Here is an 18,054-nt window from a genome sequence, read left to right as displayed (position 1 = left end):
CGAAGGATTTTTAAGGTTATTACCTTGAATTTTGCTGTATTAAGTGAGGTTAATCCCTTAACAACTATCTGTTTTTGTACATTGAAGTGACTACCAACTATAACTAATAAAAGTTATCGCTTTACAAGAACACCTAAACGAGAAGTACATTACTAATGAGTACTGAACAAGATATTGTAATTGAAGCGCCACAAGTGGCAGAAAAAAAGAAAGAAGCGGGAACGATTCTTAAAGAGCGACGCATTGAGTTAGGATTAAGCCAGAAACAAATCGCTGATCGTTTACGTTTGCGTTTATCTCTTATTGAAGGAATAGAAGACAATAACTTTGAGTCAGGGCAGGTCGCGACGTTTATTCGTGGTTATTTGCGCTCTTATGCAAAAGCGGTAAACATAGATGAATCGATCGTTTTAAGTGCACTGGCTGATTGTGGGGATGCCCAGCATCAAGAGCAAGAGATGATGAGCTTTTCACGCAAAACCAAACGTGAGCGCCATGATAGCCGTATCATGATGCTTACTTGGGGCATTCTAGCGATTATTATCGCAATCTCATCAATTTGGTGGTGGCAAAACCAACTCCAAGATACGCTGATCATATCAAGTAGCGATGAAATTGAAGCTATTCAAACTGAATCAAATCAATCGACCCAAATCGAAACGCTAGATCCAGTTGTAGAAAGTGAGCTGTCTAGCGAGCTTCCTGAGCCAATATACCAACAAGAAAATTTAGATGAAACTACACCTGCTGAATCTGTTGGTACTCAAACTGTTGCGCCAACTGCGAGTGATGCAAGCGTTGAAGCGATTGAAGTAGCTAAGCCTGCTGAAAAAGTAGAGCCAGTTGTCATTGCAGAACCTGTGGCTAAAGCAAATGAACCTGCACACTCTTCTGCAACGCTACGTCCGCTAACTATGACCTTCAAAGCTGACTGTTGGATCCAAGTGAAAGATGCCTCTGGTAAGGTACTTTCTACAGGGATTAAGAAGGCAGGTCAGAACATCAATTTAGATGCAAAATCTCCGCTAAATATTATTCTAGGTGCACCAGAAAGTGTTTCAATGACATTTGCGAGTGAACCTGTCGACCTTTCTGGGTATACTTCAGGTAAAGTAGCTCGATTCACCTTACCTTAGAACCTAATTATGCAATACGAATCCCCTATTAAACGTCGCCCATCGACACGTATATACGTGGGTGACGTGCCTATTGGTGATGGTGCCCCGATTGCGGTGCAGTCCATGACTAATACACGCACGACCGATGTAGCCGCTACCGTGGCTCAAATTCGATCACTTGAAAAAGTGGGCGCTGATATTGTTCGCGTTTCCGTGCCGACAATGGATGCAGCCGAAGCCTTTAAGCTGATTAAACAGCAAGTTTCTGTTCCGTTGGTGGCCGATATTCACTTTGATTATCGCATTGCACTTAAAGTTGCTGAGTATGGCGTGGATTGTTTGCGCATTAACCCTGGTAATATCGGCAGTGAGGCACGTGTTCGCTCTGTTGTTGATTGCGCACGCGACAAAAATATTCCTATTAGAATCGGTGTTAATGGCGGTTCATTAGAAAAAGATATCCAAGTTAAATATCGAGAGCCGACACCTGAAGCGTTAGTTGAATCTGCAATGAGACATGTTGATATTCTTGACCGTCTTAATTTTGATCAATTTAAAATTAGCGTCAAAGCGTCTGATGTTTTCTTAGCTGTCGACTCATATCGCTTATTGGCGAAGAAAATCGATCAGCCTCTGCACCTAGGGATTACGGAAGCGGGCGGCATGCGTGCTGGCTCGGTAAAATCATCCGTTGGCTTAGGTATGTTACTCGCTGAAGGCATCGGTGATACATTGCGTATTTCTTTAGCGGCTGACCCAGTTGAAGAGATCAAAGTTGGTTTTGATATTCTAAAATCACTTAGAATTCGCTCTCGAGGTATTAACTTTATTGCTTGTCCTAGCTGCTCACGCCAAGAGTTTGATGTGATCAATACAGTGAACGCATTAGAAGAGCGCCTTGAAGACATTATTACTCCGTTGGATGTGTCCATCATAGGCTGTGTTGTAAACGGACCAGGCGAAGCTGAAGTCTCTCATTTAGGCTTAGCGGGAAGTAATAAAAAAAGCGCATTTTATGAAGACGGTAAACGTCAAAAAGAGCGATTTGATAACGATGATCTTGTTGCAAAATTAGAAGCAAAAATTCGAGCTAAAGCATCTATGGTTGACGAAAGTAACCGTATTGCTGTTCAACAAATTGAAAGCGCTCAATTAGACAATGATCAAATCGACAATAACTAATTTACGGTAAATATTGTGGCAAAACATATTCAAGCAATCCGAGGCATGAACGATTGTCTCCCAACTCAATCTCCGCTTTGGCATAAAGTTGAAGGCGCGGTTAAAAGTGTAGTTAGCGCTTATGGTTACAACGAAGTTCGTATGCCAATTGTTGAGTCAACTCATTTGTTTAGCCGTGCAATCGGTGAAGTAACCGATGTGGTTGAAAAAGAGATGTACACGTTCGAAGACCGTAACGGGGACAGTTTAACATTGCGCCCAGAAGGGACTGCTGGTTGTGTTCGTGCTGGGATCGAAAATGGTCTTTTGTACAACCAAGAACAACGTTTATGGTACATGGGACCAATGTTCCGCCACGAGCGCCCACAGAAAGGTCGTTACCGTCAGTTTCACCAGTGTGGTGTTGAAGTCTTTGGCTTAAACGGCCCAGACGTTGATGCTGAACTCATTATGATGACAGCGCGTCTTTGGCGTGAACTCGGCATTAATGAACATGTTCGTTTAGAGCTTAACTCTATTGGCTCGTTAGAGGCTCGTGCAAACTATCGTACTGCGCTAATTGCTTACCTTGAGCAATACCAAGATGTGCTAGACGAAGATTGTAAGCGACGCTTGCATACTAACCCTCTAAGAGTGCTAGACACTAAAAACCCAGACGTTCAAGCGATCCTAGGTGACGCACCGAGCTTATCTGAGTATTTAGATGATGAGTCAAAGCAACATTTTGCAGGTTTGTGTGAACTTCTTGACGCTGCAGGTATCGAATATACCGTTAATGAGCGCCTGGTTCGTGGCCTAGATTATTATAATCGTACCGTTTTTGAGTGGATCACCGATAGCTTAGGTGCTCAAGGCACTGTATGTGGTGGTGGCCGCTACGATGGTTTAGTTGAGCAACTAGGCGGTAAAGCAACCCCTGCGGTTGGTTTTGCTATGGGCTTAGAGCGTCTCGTTCTGATGATGGAAACTCTAGAGCTAACGCAAGTTCGTCGTAGTGTTGATGTCTACATGGTGACAGCTGGCGAAGGAACAACGATGGCAGGGATGAAGCTTGCTGAACAACTTCGTGAGCAAGTACCAGGTCTTCGTGTTATGAGCCACTTCGGTGGTGGTAACTTTAAGAAGCAGTTTAAACGTGCTGATAAAGTAGGTGCGGCAGTAGCGTTAGTGCTTGGAGAAAACGAGGTGACTAGTAATAAAGTTGTCTTTAAAGACCTATCTGCTGGTACGCAAGATACTTACTCACAAACGGATGTTGCAGCTAAGTTAGCTGAACTTATTTAATTAACCGTTAAATTAATAACTAATTAATATTAAGTGGTGTCGGTATGACATCACTTATCGAATAACAGAGGACAGCAAGTGGAAGTCTACGATTCTGAAGAACAACAAGTTGAAGCGATTAAAGACTGGTGGAAAGAGAATGGCAAAGCCGTTGTTTTAGGCGCAGTCGTTGGTCTTGGTGGTCTATTTGGTTGGCGCTATTATCAAGATTCAGCTCTAGAAGCAAAAGAGCAAGCATCTGAATCTTACACGCAAGTAATGACTGCATTACTGAGCAACCAAGCAGGCAGCGATGAGCAAGTACAAAGCTTTATTGATGCAAACGCTAAATCAGAATATTCAGTTCTTGCTGCGCTTCAATTAGCAAAAGTTCAAGTTGAAGCTAATCAGCTTGATGAAGCGCTTGCTCAACTAGAGTGGGCTAAAGCGAACAGTAAAGATGAAGCACTGAAAGCCGTGATCATCTACCGTGTTGCTCGTATTCAAGCAGAGCAAGAAAACTATGCAGGTGCGTTAGCTGAACTGAGTAATATTACCGATGCAAATTGGTCTGGTCGTATTGCTGAACTACGTGGTGATATCGAGCTAAGACAGGGTAATGAAGATGCAGCGTATGCCGCATATTCAGAAGCTCAGCAAGCAGCGGACGCAAGCCAAACTCTACAACTTAAGCTTGATGATTTAGCCAAGTAAGGGCTTTTGTTGATGAATAAACTACTGAGCAGGCTTTTGATGTCAGCCATCGCTGTAGGTACGCTTATAGGGTGTGCAAGCGAAGAAGATACAATCATTATGGCACCAGTGCCTATGGTGACAAGTGAGTTTACACCAGAGCAGCAATGGCGCGCTTCGGCAGGTGGTGGTGTTGGCCATTACTTTTCTAAGCTAACGCCTGAATACGCATATGGTCATGTCTTTGTTGCAAGTCGAGACGGTGTTGTTAAAGCCCTTGATCCTGAAAATGGAAAAACGCTATGGCAGACCGATTTAGAAGAAGATGTATCAGCACGTTTATCCGGTGGTATCACTGCGGCGTATAGCCAAATTTATATTGGTAGTGAAAACGGCCAATTGATTGCACTGGATGCAAAAACCGGTGAATTAGCTTGGCGCGTTGATGTTGACGGTGAAGTACTGGCTGCCCCTGTTGCAGACAGCAATATGATCATCGTTAATACCAGCCGTGGCATGTTAATCGCTTTAGAGCAATCAACAGGTGTTCAAAAATGGGCAATCAGCACTGATGTACCTAATCTGACCTTACGCGGTGACAGTGCACCTGTTACTGTTTCTGGTGGTGTATTTTGGGGTACAGCTAACGGTCGACTAGCCGCTGCAATTGTGGAACGTGGTCAACTTATTTGGCAACAGCCAATTGGTATGCCGCAAGGTTCAACTGAGATTGACCGTTTGGTTGATGTCGATGCCTCACCAGTTATTATCGGTAGCACCTTATACATTGTTGGATTTAATGGTCAATTAACGAGTATTGATCTTCAATCTGGCAGACCAATGTGGAAGCGTTCATACTCTTCAGCAACGGATCTAGCAACAGATGGTAGCCGTATATATCTAGTGACGGATCAAGATCATCTTATTGCTGTTGATGCACGAAGTGGCACTGAGATCTGGAGTAATAAAGATCTAGAATATCGCCAATTAACAGCGCCAGTGATTATTGATAATCGAGTGGTTGTAGGTGATAGTGAAGGTTACTTACACTGGTTAGATCGAAGCAGTGGCGAATTTGTCGCACAACAACTTGTTGATGACAGTGGTTTTGCCGTTGGTCCTACTGCTATCCCTGATGGTTATGTAATCGTAACCCGCAATGGCGATGTAAAGAAACTGACGATCAATAAGTAATATCGTGATATAATTCACATTCGGCTCCTTGCTGTTATCAGCTAGGGGCCGTTTTATTGAGAAAAATCCAATCATGTGGTTATAGGTAACTGCATTGCACTTTGTCTCTAAGAGATTGTTAATTAGAGCCTGTTTATACAGGACGGTTAATATGACGCTTTAGACGTTCGGCAATCCGTTACCTATAACTACATATAGAACATATTGTAGAGGTTTATTATGGTACCTGTTGTTGCTCTTGTCGGGCGTCCAAATGTAGGAAAATCTACATTGTTTAACCGACTGACACGTACTCGTGACGCATTGGTTGCTGACTTTCCTGGTTTAACTCGTGACCGTAAATATGGTCATGCTAAATCAGAAGAACATGAATTCATTGTGATTGATACAGGTGGTATTGATGGCACTGAAGAAGGTGTTGAAACAAAAATGGCGGCTCAGTCACTAGCAGCGATTGATGAAGCCGATGTCGTTTTGTTCATGGTTGATGGCCGTGCTGGTCTTACGCCTTCAGATGAAGCGATTGCAAAACACTTACGCTTAATTGAAAAACCTTCAATGCTTGTGGTAAACAAAATTGATGGCATTGATGGCGATGCAGCTTGTGCTGACTTCTGGAAACTAGGTGTTGATGACATGTACCAGATCGCAGCTGCTCATGGCCGCGGGGTTACAGCACTTATTGAACTTGCTCTAAATCCATTTGCAGAAGCATTAAAAATCGAAAATGGCGAAATTACTGATTTAACGGATTTCGAAGATGATGATGAAGAGCAAGTAGAGTTTACTGAAGAAGAAGCTGAAGAAGAGTTCAAGCGCCTTCAGGATCAACCGATTAAACTTGCGATTATTGGTCGCCCGAACGTAGGTAAATCAACGCTAACTAACCGCATTTTGGGTGAAGAGCGTGTGGTTGTTTATGATATGCCAGGAACAACTCGTGATTCTATCTACATTCCGATGCAGCGCGATGATCGTGAATATGTATTAATTGATACCGCAGGTGTTCGTCGTCGTAAGGCTATTAACGAAACCGTTGAAAAATTCTCGGTGGTTAAAACGCTAAAAGCAGTTGAAGATGCGAACGTTGTATTACTTCTTATCGATGCTCGTGAGAATATCTCAGAGCAAGACTTAAGCTTACTTGGCTTTGCATTGAACGCTGGACGTTCGATTGTAATCGCAGTAAACAAGTGGGATGGTCTTGATAGTGATGTAAAAGAGCACGTGAAAAAAGAACTGGACCGTCGTCTAGGCTTTGTTGATTTTGCTCGTATTCACTTTATCTCTGCACTACACGGTACAGGTGTTGGTCACTTGTTCGAATCGGTTCAGGAAGCGTATAAGTCAGCAACAACACGTGTAGGTACTTCAGTACTGACTCGTATCATGAAGATGGCATCTGATGATCACCAACCACCAATGGTTCGTGGACGCCGCGTTAAGATGAAATATGCGCATGCTGGTGGTTATAACCCACCAATCGTTGTTATCCACGGTAACCAAGTAAAAGAGCTACCTGCATCTTACAAACGCTACCTAATGAACTACTATCGTAAATCATTAGAGATCATGGGTACGCCAATTCGTATTCAGTTCCAAAGCAGTGAGAACCCATTTGAGGGTAAGACTAATAAAGTAACTATCTCTCAGGAGCGTAAACGCAAGCGCCTGATGACGATGGTGAAAGGTCGCAACAAAAAATAGTTCAGTGCCCAAGCTTATTGCTTGGGCTTTTTTTTGCCCTCCATACACAAGCCTATATTAACAACTAAACAGTAGACTCCTATGACTGTAACTCCAACCATTACTCAATTTTGCCACCAAACGTGGCAGTTAGACTCGTTCATTCAATTAATCTCTAAACAAGATGGCAACTCGTATGTTGTGACGGAGAGAACGCCTTTCCATCCTGTAAGCCACATATGGCCCGATCACCCTGCGGACCAAGGTCATCTTGAAATCGCGGGAAAATCGATTTCTGTAGACAATTGTCTTGTTGGTGCAGTCGAAGTTGCAACGCAACAACTGTTCATTGGTGATGCCATACCTGTTAAGCGAGATGCTGAAGGGTGGGTATTTGTCGTTGTTCACTGTTTTCAGAGTGACGTCGATGAATTAAAAGTCAATGAGCCCATCACTTGGGTCGTTGATAAAGCGTATCAGCAAAGCCTAAGTCGAGGTCACAGTGCGGGCCACTTAGCTTACCTTGCGCTGAACAAAATACTCGCGGAAGGTTACTGGCGCAAAGATGCAGATAGAAAAGACCCGCACGGGCACCATGACTTTAATAGCTACGCACAAGTCACCAGTTTTGTAACCGAAGACCGATGTGTAGATGTGTACCGTTTAGGTAAAACACTACGTAAGCGAGGTTTAAACAGCGCACAAATGCTAGAAGAGCTAACGTCTATAGAGAGTCGCGTAAATGATCAATTGGTTAGTTGGTTAGAGACCAAAGCCGATGTACTTATGACGTGCGATGGTGACTCTTTAACAAGCTCACGATACTGGTCATGTGATTTGGCTGAAGGCAGTGTAGCGACCATACCTTGTGGCGGAACACACGTTACTTCTTTGGGTGAGTTTGAGAGTATTCAGGTATCGCTAATTAAGCTTGATGAGCAGAATATTGAAATGCAAACGGCTGTAAATGGAGTAAATTAGATTTACGATACTTTTATGAAAAACTAATTAGTCTCATTTGAGATATATCTACCGATATAAAATATCGGTTAAAATTGAAATGCAGCACATGTAACTTATGCTTTCGGTGTGTGGTGATATAAATGTTCTTTTTGTGGGAGATCGCTGATCAAGTTGGATAAAGCGTAAGATCATTAAAGGATCTTTTGTTGAAATGATCAATGATCGTTCGCTTGGTATTGATCAAATATCACAGATCAAGAAGAGTTTAATATAGCGAATCTAACGGTCCGTCTTTAACTGTTAGCATTGTTTAAATAAGAGAGAAACTTATGAGTAGTAACCATTGCCCAAAATGTGAAAATTCATTGGAGTGGGTAGGGCATTATTCTTGCTCTTCTTGCGAGATTGATTACACCAAGAAAGCATTTTGTCCTGACTGCGATGCGGAATTAGAGAAACTTCAAGCGTGTGGTTCAGCGAGCTACTTTTGTAACTCGTGTAATGAGCTGAAATCGAAATCTCGAGTTAAGGTTGTCTTTGAAGAGATGAAAGCCTAGTTATCTTAACGATGACTTTAGAGTGCTTCTAGTTGACGGTTGAGCTAATTTCGCCTTCAGCTAAACGGGTGAGTAACTTATCTCCCGTTTTCACTTGCTCAGCACGAGTAATCACCGAGCCTTTACTATCTTGTGTAATTGAATAGCCACGTGAAAGCGTCGCCAGCGGGCTGACTGTATCAAGCTTTTCTGCCATCAAGCTAAATCTATGGCGAGTATTTAAAAGGTGCCTTTGCATCGCATCAACAAGCTTTTGTTCAGATTGAGCTAAGTGCGAGCTTTGCTGACTTAACTGAATTACGGGAGATTGCAGTTGAAGCTTGTGTTCTAACCGGCTGAGTTTGATTTGTTGGTTGTTCAGGTATTGTTTTGAAGCGTGATGTAACCGCGCTTCCAGTTGATCTATTTGCTGACTTTGCTGCTGAAGTTGAACACTAGGGTGCTGCTTATCTAGACGGTGGTTCAATTGAGCGATATCGGCTTGTTGCGCTGACATATAGTGGCGCATCGCGTTTAGCAAGTTTCTCTTCTTCGCCATTACAGCTTGTGCTTTATGGCTGTTATCTCGGCTAACGAGTTCTGCGGCGGCCGAAGGTGTTGGCGCGCGCATATCCGCAACGAAATCAGCAATAGTGACATCGATTTCATGACCGACAGCACTTATGATCGGGATCTGACTGGCTGCGATCGTTCGAGCAACGATCTCATTATTAAAGCACCAAAGATCTTCCAGTGAACCGCCCCCTCGACCAACAATCAACACATCACACTCTTGACGACTGTTTGCACGACCAATTGCTTGAGCTATCTGTATTGCGGCATCTTGCCCTTGCACGACTGTTGGGTAGACAACAACGGGCAAACTTGGGTCGCGTCTTTTCAACACATCTAGAATGTCAAAAAGAGCGGCACCAGTTTGAGAGGTGATAACGCCTACACACTTAGGGTGTTCAGGTAATGTTGATTTACAGCTTTGAGAAAAAAGACCTTCTGCTGCAAGCTTCATCTTTAGTTCATCGAACTGTTGCTGCAGTTGTCCGTCACCTTCTGGCTGCATGCTATCAATAATAAGCTGATAATCACCTCTTGGCTCATAAAGAGAGAGGCGTGCTTTTACTAATACTTGCTGACCATTTTGGGGTTTGAACGTAACTCGGCGATTATTGCCTTTGAACATCGCGCATTTAACTTGGGCGCGAGAATCTTTTAGCGTGAGGTACCAGTGGCCAGAAACAGGAGATGAAAAGTTGGAGATTTCTCCCACGAGCCAAACAATACCCATTTGATTTTCAAGCAGTAATCGAACTTCAGAATTAAGGCGTGAGACAGTGAAGATATTTTGGTTGGTCAGAGAAGACACAGCTAAACTCGTAGACGTGAGCGTGGAAGATAGCGGCAATATACTACATAACAAGGGGGTAAATGCAAATTAAAATTAGATAAATGTGTAGCCAAGCGATTGCCCCGTGCGTATAATCCGTCTGCAATATCAAATCCAAATGACTTTATTATGCGAAACGATAGAGTCGGATTTACTCCTTTTAACTCCTTTGTTGTGAGATATTGCAAATGCTACGAATCGCAAAAGAAGCCTTAACTTTTGATGACGTTTTACTCGTCCCGGCACACTCTACTGTTCTTCCGAACACAGCTGATCTTCGCACTCAGCTTACTAAAAATATCGCGTTAAACATCCCAATGATTTCAGCATCCATGGATACTGTTACAGAAGCTCGTTTGGCAATCGCTCTTGCCCAAGAAGGTGGCATTGGCTTTATTCATAAGAATATGTCCATTGAGCAGCAAGCTGAGCAAGTTCGCTTAGTTAAGATATTTGAAGCGGGTGTGGTTTCTGCTCCAGTTACCGTTCGTCCTGATGCGACCATCCAAGATGTTGTTGCGCTGACGGAAAAACACGGTTTTGCAGGTTTCCCTGTTGTTACTGAAAGCAATGAATTAGTTGGTATTATTACTGGCCGTGATATTCGTTTCGTTACTGATCTTTCAAAGAAAGTTGATGTGGTAATGACACCAAAATCTCGCCTAGCATCAGTTAAGGAAGGCGCAACTCGTGAAGAAGTGCAAGAAAAAATGCACGAAGCACGCGTTGAAAAAGTACTGGTTGTGAATGATGAATTTCAACTAACCGGTATGATCACAGCAAAAGATTTCCATAAAGCAGAACGTAAACCTAACGCGTGTAAAGATGACAAAGGTCGTCTACGTGTTGGTGCTGCTGTTGGCGCAGGCGCTGGTAATGAGGAGCGCGTTGCTGCTCTTGTTGAAGCTGGCGTTGACGTTCTACTTATCGACTCTTCACACGGACACTCTGAAGGTGTTCTTAACCGTATTCGTGAAACACGTGCGGCATTCCCTGATTTAGACATCATTGGTGGCAACGTTGCTACAGGTGCTGGCGCTAAAGCGTTAATCGAAGCGGGAGTTAGTGCAGTTAAAGTTGGAATCGGCCCTGGTTCAATTTGTACAACTCGCATCGTTACTGGTGTTGGTGTACCGCAAGTTACTGCTATTTCAGACGCAGCAGAAGCAGCCGCTGAGTACGGTATTCCAGTTATTGCTGATGGCGGTATCCGTTACTCTGGCGATATCTGTAAAGCAATCGTTGCTGGCGCATCATGTGTCATGGTTGGCTCTATGTTCGCTGGAACAGAAGAAGCACCGGGTGAAGTTATCCTTTATCAAGGTCGTTCATACAAATCTTACCGTGGTATGGGTTCGCTTGGCGCAATGTCTCAAGGTTCATCGGATCGTTACTTCCAATCTGATAACGCAGCTGACAAGCTTGTACCAGAAGGCATTGAAGGTCGCATCGCTTATAAAGGTCGCCTAAAAGAGATCGTTCACCAGCAAATGGGCGGGCTTCGTTCAAGCATGGGTCTAACTGGCTCACCAACGATTGAAGTAATGCGTAATAAAGCTGAATTTGTGATTATCTCAGGTGCGGGTATGAAAGAATCCCACGTACATGATGTTCAGATCACCAAAGAAGCACCTAACTACCGTCTAGGTTAATGCATAATGGTTGCGCTTATTTAATAAATAGGCGTGACGAAAACGATTGCTTTATCACTTGAAGACTTAATGAGAGGCGGGTACACTCGCCTCCGTTTCATTATTTAGCTAATAAGACTACCTCAAATGACTAAAAATATTCATGACCAACGTATTCTAATTCTGGACTTCGGTTCTCAATACACGCAGCTTGTTGCACGTCGTATTCGTGAGATCGGTGTCTACTGTGAGCTTTGGAGCTGGGACGTAGAAGAAGCTGACATTCGTGAATTTAACCCAGACGGTATTATCCTGTCTGGCGGCCCTGAGAGTGTGACGGAAAATAACTCTCCACGTGCCCCTCAATATGTATTTGACTCTGGCGTGCCAGTATTTGGCGTATGTTACGGCATGCAGACCATGGCTGAGCAGCTAGGTGGTAAGGTTGCAGGCTCTGATGAGCGTGAGTTCGGCTACGCAGCCGTTCAAGTAACAGGTGAATCAGCTCTATTTAAAGATCTTGAAGAGACGCAAGATGTTTGGATGAGCCACGGCGACAAAGTTGTTGAGATTCCATCAGACTTCGTAAAAGTTGCGCAAACGGACACTTGTCCATACGCAGCAATGGCGAATGAAGAGAAAAAATACTACGGCGTACAATTTCACCCAGAAGTAACGCACACTAAAAACGGCCTGAAAATGCTGGAAAACTTCGTACTTGATGTATGTGGTTGTGAGCGTCTATGGACGTCAGAATCAATCATTGAAGACGCAGTTGCTCGTATTAAAGAGCAAGTCGGCGATGACGAAGTGATTCTTGGTCTGTCTGGTGGTGTTGACTCTTCAGTGGTAGCGATGCTTGCTCACCGTGCAATTGGTGACAAACTAACGTGTGTGTTTGTTGATAACGGCTTACTTCGTTTAAATGAAGCAGAGCAGGTTATGGAAATGTTCGGCAACAAGTTTGGTCTTAAGATCATTCACGTTGAAGCTGAAGAGCGTTTCCTAAAAGCACTTGAAGGCGAATCAGATCCAGAAGCGAAGCGTAAGATCATTGGCCACGTATTTGTTGATATCTTTGACGAAGAGTCGAAGAAACTATCAAACGCGAAATGGTTAGCGCAAGGTACTATCTACCCTGACGTTATCGAATCAGCTGCGTCTAAAACAGGCAAAGCACACGTTATCAAATCTCACCACAACGTTGGTGGTCTTCCTGATGACATGGAAATGGGTCTTGTTGAGCCGCTACGTGAGCTATTTAAAGATGAAGTTCGTAAGATTGGCCTAGAGCTTGGTCTTCCGTACAACATGCTTTACCGCCACCCATTCCCTGGGCCTGGTCTAGGTGTTCGTGTTCTTGGCGAAATCAAGAAAGAGTATTGTGACTTGCTACGTCGTGCTGATGCTATCTTCATTGAAGAACTTCACGCCGCTGATCTTTACAATAAAGTATCTCAAGCATTTACGGTATTCTTACCAGTACGCTCTGTTGGCGTAATGGGTGACGGTCGTAAATACGATTGGGTTGTATCGCTACGTGCGGTAGAAACTATCGACTTTATGACTGCTCATTGGGCACATCTACCATATGACTTCTTAGGTAAGGTTTCTAACCGAATCATCAATGAAGTTGGTGGAATTTCACGTGTTGTTTACGATATTTCAGGTAAGCCACCTGCGACTATCGAGTGGGAATAATCTTTAACTAGATTAACTCTGCAAATGAAAGCCTCGTAATTATTACGGGGCTTTTTTATTGCCTGATGATATTCGATTCTCTTATAGCTGCAACGCGTCGGTTGTTTACCTAACACGTGTTTTTTGTAGCACACCGTTTACTCTTCATGTCTACCGAATGCCAAATGGTTTACATTCCGACAAAGTGACTCGCAAGTTTACCTTTCTGTAGCCTTTTCCACTGCACCTATCTCTATCAACGCTCTAATCTTTGGTGAATTTCCGGTGAAACAAGGACTTCACTAATGAAGAAACGTAACCATCTAGCCTTATGGATAGGCTGTACACTCGCTGCTAATAGTATGGCAGCATTAACCATTCAACCTGACCCCGAAAATCCTACAGGGTATATTGTTTCACGTGTTGATCTTGAAGCGAATGCCGCTGAGAAGGCCAGCGATCCTATGTATGCCATTTGGTCTCAGGCGCTGAAAACGAGTAGTAACAGCGTTGTAGAACAGATTGAACCTAACCGTGCGTCAAACCCTTCGAACGTAAAGCGTGTTGAAAGCGTCTTCCCTCAGTCTGAATGGGACTTTTTAACGCACATGGCGGCTCCTGAATACACCTACACACGTTTCCTGCGTGCGGTCGGCAAGTTCCCTGCGTTTTGCGGTGAGTACACCGATGGAAGAGATTCTGATGCGATTTGTAAAAAATCGATTGTGACCGCGTTTGCTCATTTTTCTCAGGAAACCGGCGGGCACATTGCTAAAGATAATATCTCTGATAACCCATTAGCGTTAGAAGAGTGGCAACAAGCACTAGTACACGTGCGTGAAATGGGCTGGTCTGAAGGACAAGAGGGTTATACAACCGGATGTGGACAAAACGATTGGCAGAATCAACGTTGGCCTTGCGCGACCGGACAGGGCTATTTTGGTCGTGGTGCTAAGCAACTCTCGTATCACTTCAATTACGGTGCATTTTCAGAAGTCATGTTTAATGGTGATGCGACGGTATTACTCAATAATCCCGGTTTAGTGGCCGACTCTTGGCTCAACCTTGCATCGGCTATTTGGTTTTTCTTAACTCCACAAGCGCCTAAACCTGCAATGCTGCACGTGATTGATAGAACGTGGTCACCGTCAGTACGTGAAACCGAAGCGGGAATTGGCTATGGATTTGGTACGACAATCAATGTCATAAATGGTGGTATTGAATGTGGAGAGCAAAACAAAGACAAAGGTCAGCCGGTTAACCGAATTCGCTATTGGGAAGGATTATCCAATCACTATCAGATCCCAGTTGAGGCAGATGAGCAGAACACCTGTTGGCAGCAAACTCCCTACGGAAGTTTGAATCTTAATGGTGCAACCGATGTTCTCTACACGAACTGGGATGGTAACTGGAAGTATTACGCTGATCGCCCTGAGGGGTATTCGTTTGAATGTGAGTTAGTTGGCTTTCAAACGGCATACTCAGCGCTTGTTCCGGGTGATTACGAAAAATGCGTAACAAACTTCTATGGGTCACACGCTAGCTGGCCTGAGGTTCGTGTTGTAGCTCAGCTTGACCCTGTTGATCCAACCGAACCGCCCATTGTAGGCGTTGCTGCATGGGACGTGAATAAAGTCTACTTAGCGGGAGATAAAGCTAGCCTTAATGGGGTCACTTATCAAGCTAAATGGTGGACGCAGGGAGATGATCCAACAGCAGGCGGTGCGTGGGAAGCGATTGCTGGAGAACCAACAACACCTCCAACCGAGCCGCCAGTAACAGAGCCCCCAGTTACCGAACCTGAGCCGCCAATTACAGAAGAGCCACCTGTCACTGAACCACCAGTGACTGAGCCAGACCCAAGTACATTTACACCTTGGCAGTCAGGAAGTTCGCAAGTGAGTAATGGAGAAAAGGTGAGTTACTTAGGTAAATGCTTCATCGCTAAAAATGGTCCTGGAGTTTGGGAAAGCCCAACTCAGAGCAATTGGTTCTGGGATGAGATTTCCTGCCAGTAGCGTTAACGATTAAACGTTAACGCTTTGTAGGAAGGGGTTAGCGTCGAACATAAAACAAAAGCCGAAGCATACGATTATTCTATTGTTTCGGCTTTTTTAATCTCGACTCTCTGCCTATTTTGTAAATCACCTCACTTCATTTGGAAGCTTTGTTTATTTTAGAGAATAAAGTACTGTACAAAGTGCTGTTGTGAATTTATATTCAAATTTAAATTATAAATATTCTATTATTTAGGGTTAAGGTGTACCTATGGAACAAGCGGATATCACGTCTCTCATCCCCATTGTGATTACTTTGGTTTTGTCGTTAGCAACAAGAAATGTCGTTATTGGTCTTTTTGCCGGTGTGCTTAGTGGCGTTGCAATGATCAACAACATGTTTACCGAACTCAACCCTTTAGATACTTTTGGCAGTATGGTCAAAGACTACTTAGTCCCTCAGCTTACCGATAGCTATAACGCAGGGGTGATCATGCTGTTGATTTTTATTGGCGGTTTCGTTGCTCTGATGGAGAAGTCTGGCGGTGGTGTTGCTTTCGCTAAAAGAATCATTCAGTGGGTGAGTAGTAAATGTCAGGCCCAAATTTCGGCTTGGTTTGGTGGGATCGTTATATTTTTCTCAGACTTAGGTACGCCCTTAATCGTTGGTCCTGTTTTTCGCCCTCTTTTTGATAAGCTGAAATTGTCGAGACAAAAACTGGCTTTTATCATCGATTCAACGTCGTCGCCAGTGGCTATTCTCATCCCTTTTATCGGTTGGGGTGTTTACATTATGGGGTTAATTCAAAAGGAGTTCACCGCGTTAAATGTCACTATGTCTGATTGGGATGCTTTCATTGGTGCGATCCCTTTTCAATTCTATGCATTCTTGGCGATTTTCATTGTACCGTTAGTATCTTTGAAGGGGCTAGATTTCGGTCCAATGGCTAAAGCTGAGCGCTATTGCCAAGCGGGCGTTATTTCAGGGGCTAACTCGGATACATTAAATCCATTCTCGCATAAAAATGCAAAAGCATCTTTTGTTTGGGCACCACTACTGGTGATGGTCGGCGTATTGTGTTCTATGTTGGTGCCTCAAGGATTTCCTTTCCAACAGGTGGCTGGTTCATCATTCCGAGCGGCGCTATCTTCGGCTTACTTCTTTGCTGCCATCACATTAATTTCATTGATGGCCTTTTATGGCGTAAGAAAACTATCAGATGGCGTTTCCGTTTATCTTAAGGGTATGGGAGGCATGATGCCCGTGGCAATCATATTGGTTCTTGCATGGGCACTGAGCACAGTAGGTAAAGAGCTCGGTACGGCTGCTTATATTGCCGAACAAGCACAAGGTGGTTTCCCTTATTGGTTAGTACCGGCTGTCGCGTTCTTGCTTGCGGCTATTATTTCATTTGCTACCGGCTCATCGTGGGGAACATTCGCTATTATGATGCCATTAGTTATTCCAACGGCGATCGCTATCGATGCGCCATTGCTTGTTTCTATTGGAGCAGTACTTTCTGGTGGATTGTTTGGTGATCATTGCTCACCAATTTCTGAAACGACCATTCTCTCCTCTACTGGAGCGGGCTGTGATCAGTTTGAACACTTTAGAACTCAGTTGCCTTACGCACTAATGAATGGTGGCATTGCGTTAGTAGCTTTTGTAATTGCAGGCTTTACGGGCAGTGCGTTAACGCTTATTGGAGCGCTTGTGCTTCAAATCGTTGCGATTACCGTTCTGTCTAAACTCGATAAACCAGCCCGTGTAGAACAAGCTTCCTTACAACAAGAGAACGTTTAATCAACTCGTAATCATCATTATTTCGTCAGTATCAATAGAAAGGAGCCTCATTGGCTCCTTTTTCTTTCTTGTCGATATCTCTCAGTATTCCTTAAGCGATCATTTCAACAACCTTAGTTTTCGCCAACTAATTACCCCATTTACATTTTATTACACTAAACTCCGCGTGTAATTTTTATAACTATTTTTTAAAGGCGAGCAAAATGTCAACGAAACTAGCAAACCCAGCGCCACTTGGCTTAATGGGTTTTGGTATGACGACCATACTATTAAATATCCATAATGCGGGTTATTTCCCAATCGATTCGATGATCTTAGCAATGGGTATTTTTTACGGTGGTTTGAGTCAAGTTATCGTTGGTATTATGTGCTTTCAGCGTGGTGATACGTTTGGCACTACCGCGTTTACGTCATATGGCCTGTTCTGGTTAAGCTTAGTCGGCATCATTGTTATGCCGTATATGGGGCTACCAGCAAGCCCTGCTCACTTTATGGGTTGGTACCTAGCATTGTGGGGAATCTTCACAGGCTTTATGTTCATCGGTTCTTTGTGCTACCCACGTGCAAAACAGGTCGTGTTTGGATCATTAACTATCCTGTTTGCTTTACTTGCGGCTCGCGACTTTACGGGAAGTGAACTGATTGGAACGATTGCTGGTTTTGAAGGGATCTTCTGTGGTGCAAGTGCTATTTACTTTGCAATGGCTCAGGTAATCAATAATGAATACGGCCGTACTGTTTTACCTATTGGTGAGAAGAAGTCACTTGAATCTGTTCCAGTAACAGAACAAGTAGTGTTACAAGATACGATGACAGCAAAGGTTGCTGCATAGTCAGTCTTATCGTTACGATTGAAACAAAAGAAAAGGGTTAGCTAATATAGCTAACCCTTTTTAATAACTTCT

Annotated in this window: 14 protein-coding genes; 13 read left to right on the top strand and 1 reads right to left on the bottom strand. The window is 43.7% G+C overall.

Annotated elements, in window-relative coordinates; translation table 11 throughout:
* Positions 1 to 155 precede the first annotated feature (155 nt).
* The 8 genes from rodZ to L4C54_RS05485 all read left to right on the top strand — a co-directional run bounded on the left by rodZ (position 156) and on the right by L4C54_RS05485 (position 8,656).
* On the top strand, positions 156 to 1,136 hold the full coding sequence (gene rodZ / locus L4C54_RS05520) for a cytoskeleton protein RodZ (RefSeq protein WP_428807365.1): 981 nt from the start codon (positions 156 to 158) through the stop codon (positions 1,134 to 1,136).
* A gap of 9 nt (positions 1,137 to 1,145) precedes the next feature.
* Positions 1,146 to 2,300, top strand: a complete 1,155-nt coding sequence (gene ispG / locus L4C54_RS05515; protein WP_428803640.1) for a flavodoxin-dependent (E)-4-hydroxy-3-methylbut-2-enyl-diphosphate synthase — start codon at positions 1,146 to 1,148, stop codon at positions 2,298 to 2,300.
* Between the two features lie 15 nt (positions 2,301 to 2,315).
* Entirely contained in the window at positions 2,316 to 3,584 is a 1,269-nt protein-coding gene (gene hisS / locus L4C54_RS05510; RefSeq protein WP_428807364.1) for a histidine--tRNA ligase, read from the top strand.
* A 78-nt stretch (positions 3,585 to 3,662) separates the two neighbouring features.
* A complete protein-coding gene (locus L4C54_RS05505) occupies positions 3,663 to 4,277 on the top strand; it encodes a YfgM family protein (protein WP_428807363.1) in 615 nt (204 codons plus the stop codon).
* 12 nt (positions 4,278 to 4,289) lie between these two features.
* Positions 4,290 to 5,450 (top strand): outer membrane protein assembly factor BamB, encoded by a 1,161-nt coding sequence (bamB, locus tag L4C54_RS05500; RefSeq protein WP_428807362.1) that lies wholly within the window; start codon positions 4,290 to 4,292, stop codon positions 5,448 to 5,450.
* A gap of 219 nt (positions 5,451 to 5,669) precedes the next feature.
* Positions 5,670 to 7,157 (top strand): ribosome biogenesis GTPase Der, encoded by a 1,488-nt coding sequence (der, locus tag L4C54_RS05495; RefSeq protein WP_428807361.1) that lies wholly within the window; start codon positions 5,670 to 5,672, stop codon positions 7,155 to 7,157.
* 81 nt (positions 7,158 to 7,238) lie between these two features.
* Entirely contained in the window at positions 7,239 to 8,117 is an 879-nt protein-coding gene (locus L4C54_RS05490) for an alanine--tRNA ligase (RefSeq protein WP_428807360.1), read from the top strand.
* 311 nt (positions 8,118 to 8,428) lie between these two features.
* Entirely contained in the window at positions 8,429 to 8,656 is a 228-nt protein-coding gene (locus L4C54_RS05485) for a zinc ribbon domain-containing protein (protein ID WP_428807359.1), read from the top strand.
* Positions 8,657 to 8,684: 28 nt separating this feature from the next.
* Here the strand turns inward: L4C54_RS05485 and xseA are convergent, their stop codons facing one another.
* Complete coding sequence (gene xseA, locus L4C54_RS05480; RefSeq protein ID WP_428807358.1) at positions 8,685 to 10,016, bottom strand: exodeoxyribonuclease VII large subunit; 1,332 nt, start codon at positions 10,014 to 10,016, stop codon at positions 8,685 to 8,687.
* A 209-nt stretch (positions 10,017 to 10,225) separates the two neighbouring features.
* Here xseA and guaB point away from each other — a divergent pair, with 209 nt between their 5' ends.
* From guaB to L4C54_RS05455, 5 genes are all read left to right on the top strand, one after another.
* A complete protein-coding gene (guaB, locus tag L4C54_RS05475) occupies positions 10,226 to 11,689 on the top strand; it encodes an IMP dehydrogenase (protein WP_428803632.1) in 1,464 nt (487 codons plus the stop codon).
* A 126-nt stretch (positions 11,690 to 11,815) separates the two neighbouring features.
* Positions 11,816 to 13,369, top strand: a complete 1,554-nt coding sequence (gene guaA, locus L4C54_RS05470) for a glutamine-hydrolyzing GMP synthase (RefSeq protein ID WP_428803631.1) — start codon at positions 11,816 to 11,818, stop codon at positions 13,367 to 13,369.
* Positions 13,370 to 13,653: 284 nt separating this feature from the next.
* Entirely contained in the window at positions 13,654 to 15,366 is a 1,713-nt protein-coding gene (locus L4C54_RS05465; RefSeq protein WP_428807357.1) for a chitinase, read from the top strand.
* 250 nt (positions 15,367 to 15,616) lie between these two features.
* The gene (locus L4C54_RS05460; RefSeq protein WP_428807356.1) at positions 15,617 to 17,149 is read left to right on the top strand and encodes a Na+/H+ antiporter NhaC family protein; all 1,533 of its coding nucleotides are present in this window, start codon (positions 15,617 to 15,619) and stop codon (positions 17,147 to 17,149) included.
* 203 nt (positions 17,150 to 17,352) lie between these two features.
* Entirely contained in the window at positions 17,353 to 17,982 is a 630-nt protein-coding gene (locus L4C54_RS05455) for an acetate uptake transporter (protein WP_428807355.1), read from the top strand.
* The last annotated feature ends 72 nt before the right edge of the window (positions 17,983 to 18,054 follow it).

This window comes from Vibrio lamellibrachiae (assembly GCF_050337265.1).
Lineage (GTDB): Bacteria > Pseudomonadota > Gammaproteobacteria > Enterobacterales > Vibrionaceae > Vibrio > Vibrio kyushuensis.
Note: the sequence above shows the minus strand (reverse complement) of the source record. Positions and strands in the feature narration are given on the sequence as shown.

Excerpts from the sequence above, each read along its gene's own strand:
- rodZ (WP_428807365.1), top strand. The coding sequence starts at position 156 with ATGAGTACTGAACAAGATATTGTAATTGAAGCGCCACAAGTGGCAGAA.
- ispG (WP_428803640.1), top strand. The coding sequence starts at position 1,146 with ATGCAATACGAATCCCCTATTAAACGTCGCCCATCGACACGTATATAC.
- bamB (WP_428807362.1), top strand. The coding sequence starts at position 4,290 with ATGAATAAACTACTGAGCAGGCTTTTGATGTCAGCCATCGCTGTAGGT.
- der (WP_428807361.1), top strand. The coding sequence starts at position 5,670 with ATGGTACCTGTTGTTGCTCTTGTCGGGCGTCCAAATGTAGGAAAATCT.
- L4C54_RS05490 (WP_428807360.1), top strand. The coding sequence starts at position 7,239 with ATGACTGTAACTCCAACCATTACTCAATTTTGCCACCAAACGTGGCAG.
- L4C54_RS05485 (WP_428807359.1), top strand. The coding sequence starts at position 8,429 with ATGAGTAGTAACCATTGCCCAAAATGTGAAAATTCATTGGAGTGGGTA.
- guaB (WP_428803632.1), top strand. The coding sequence starts at position 10,226 with ATGCTACGAATCGCAAAAGAAGCCTTAACTTTTGATGACGTTTTACTC.
- guaA (WP_428803631.1), top strand. The coding sequence starts at position 11,816 with ATGACTAAAAATATTCATGACCAACGTATTCTAATTCTGGACTTCGGT.
- L4C54_RS05465 (WP_428807357.1), top strand. The coding sequence starts at position 13,654 with ATGAAGAAACGTAACCATCTAGCCTTATGGATAGGCTGTACACTCGCT.
- L4C54_RS05460 (WP_428807356.1), top strand. The coding sequence starts at position 15,617 with ATGGAACAAGCGGATATCACGTCTCTCATCCCCATTGTGATTACTTTG.
- L4C54_RS05455 (WP_428807355.1), top strand. The coding sequence starts at position 17,353 with ATGTCAACGAAACTAGCAAACCCAGCGCCACTTGGCTTAATGGGTTTT.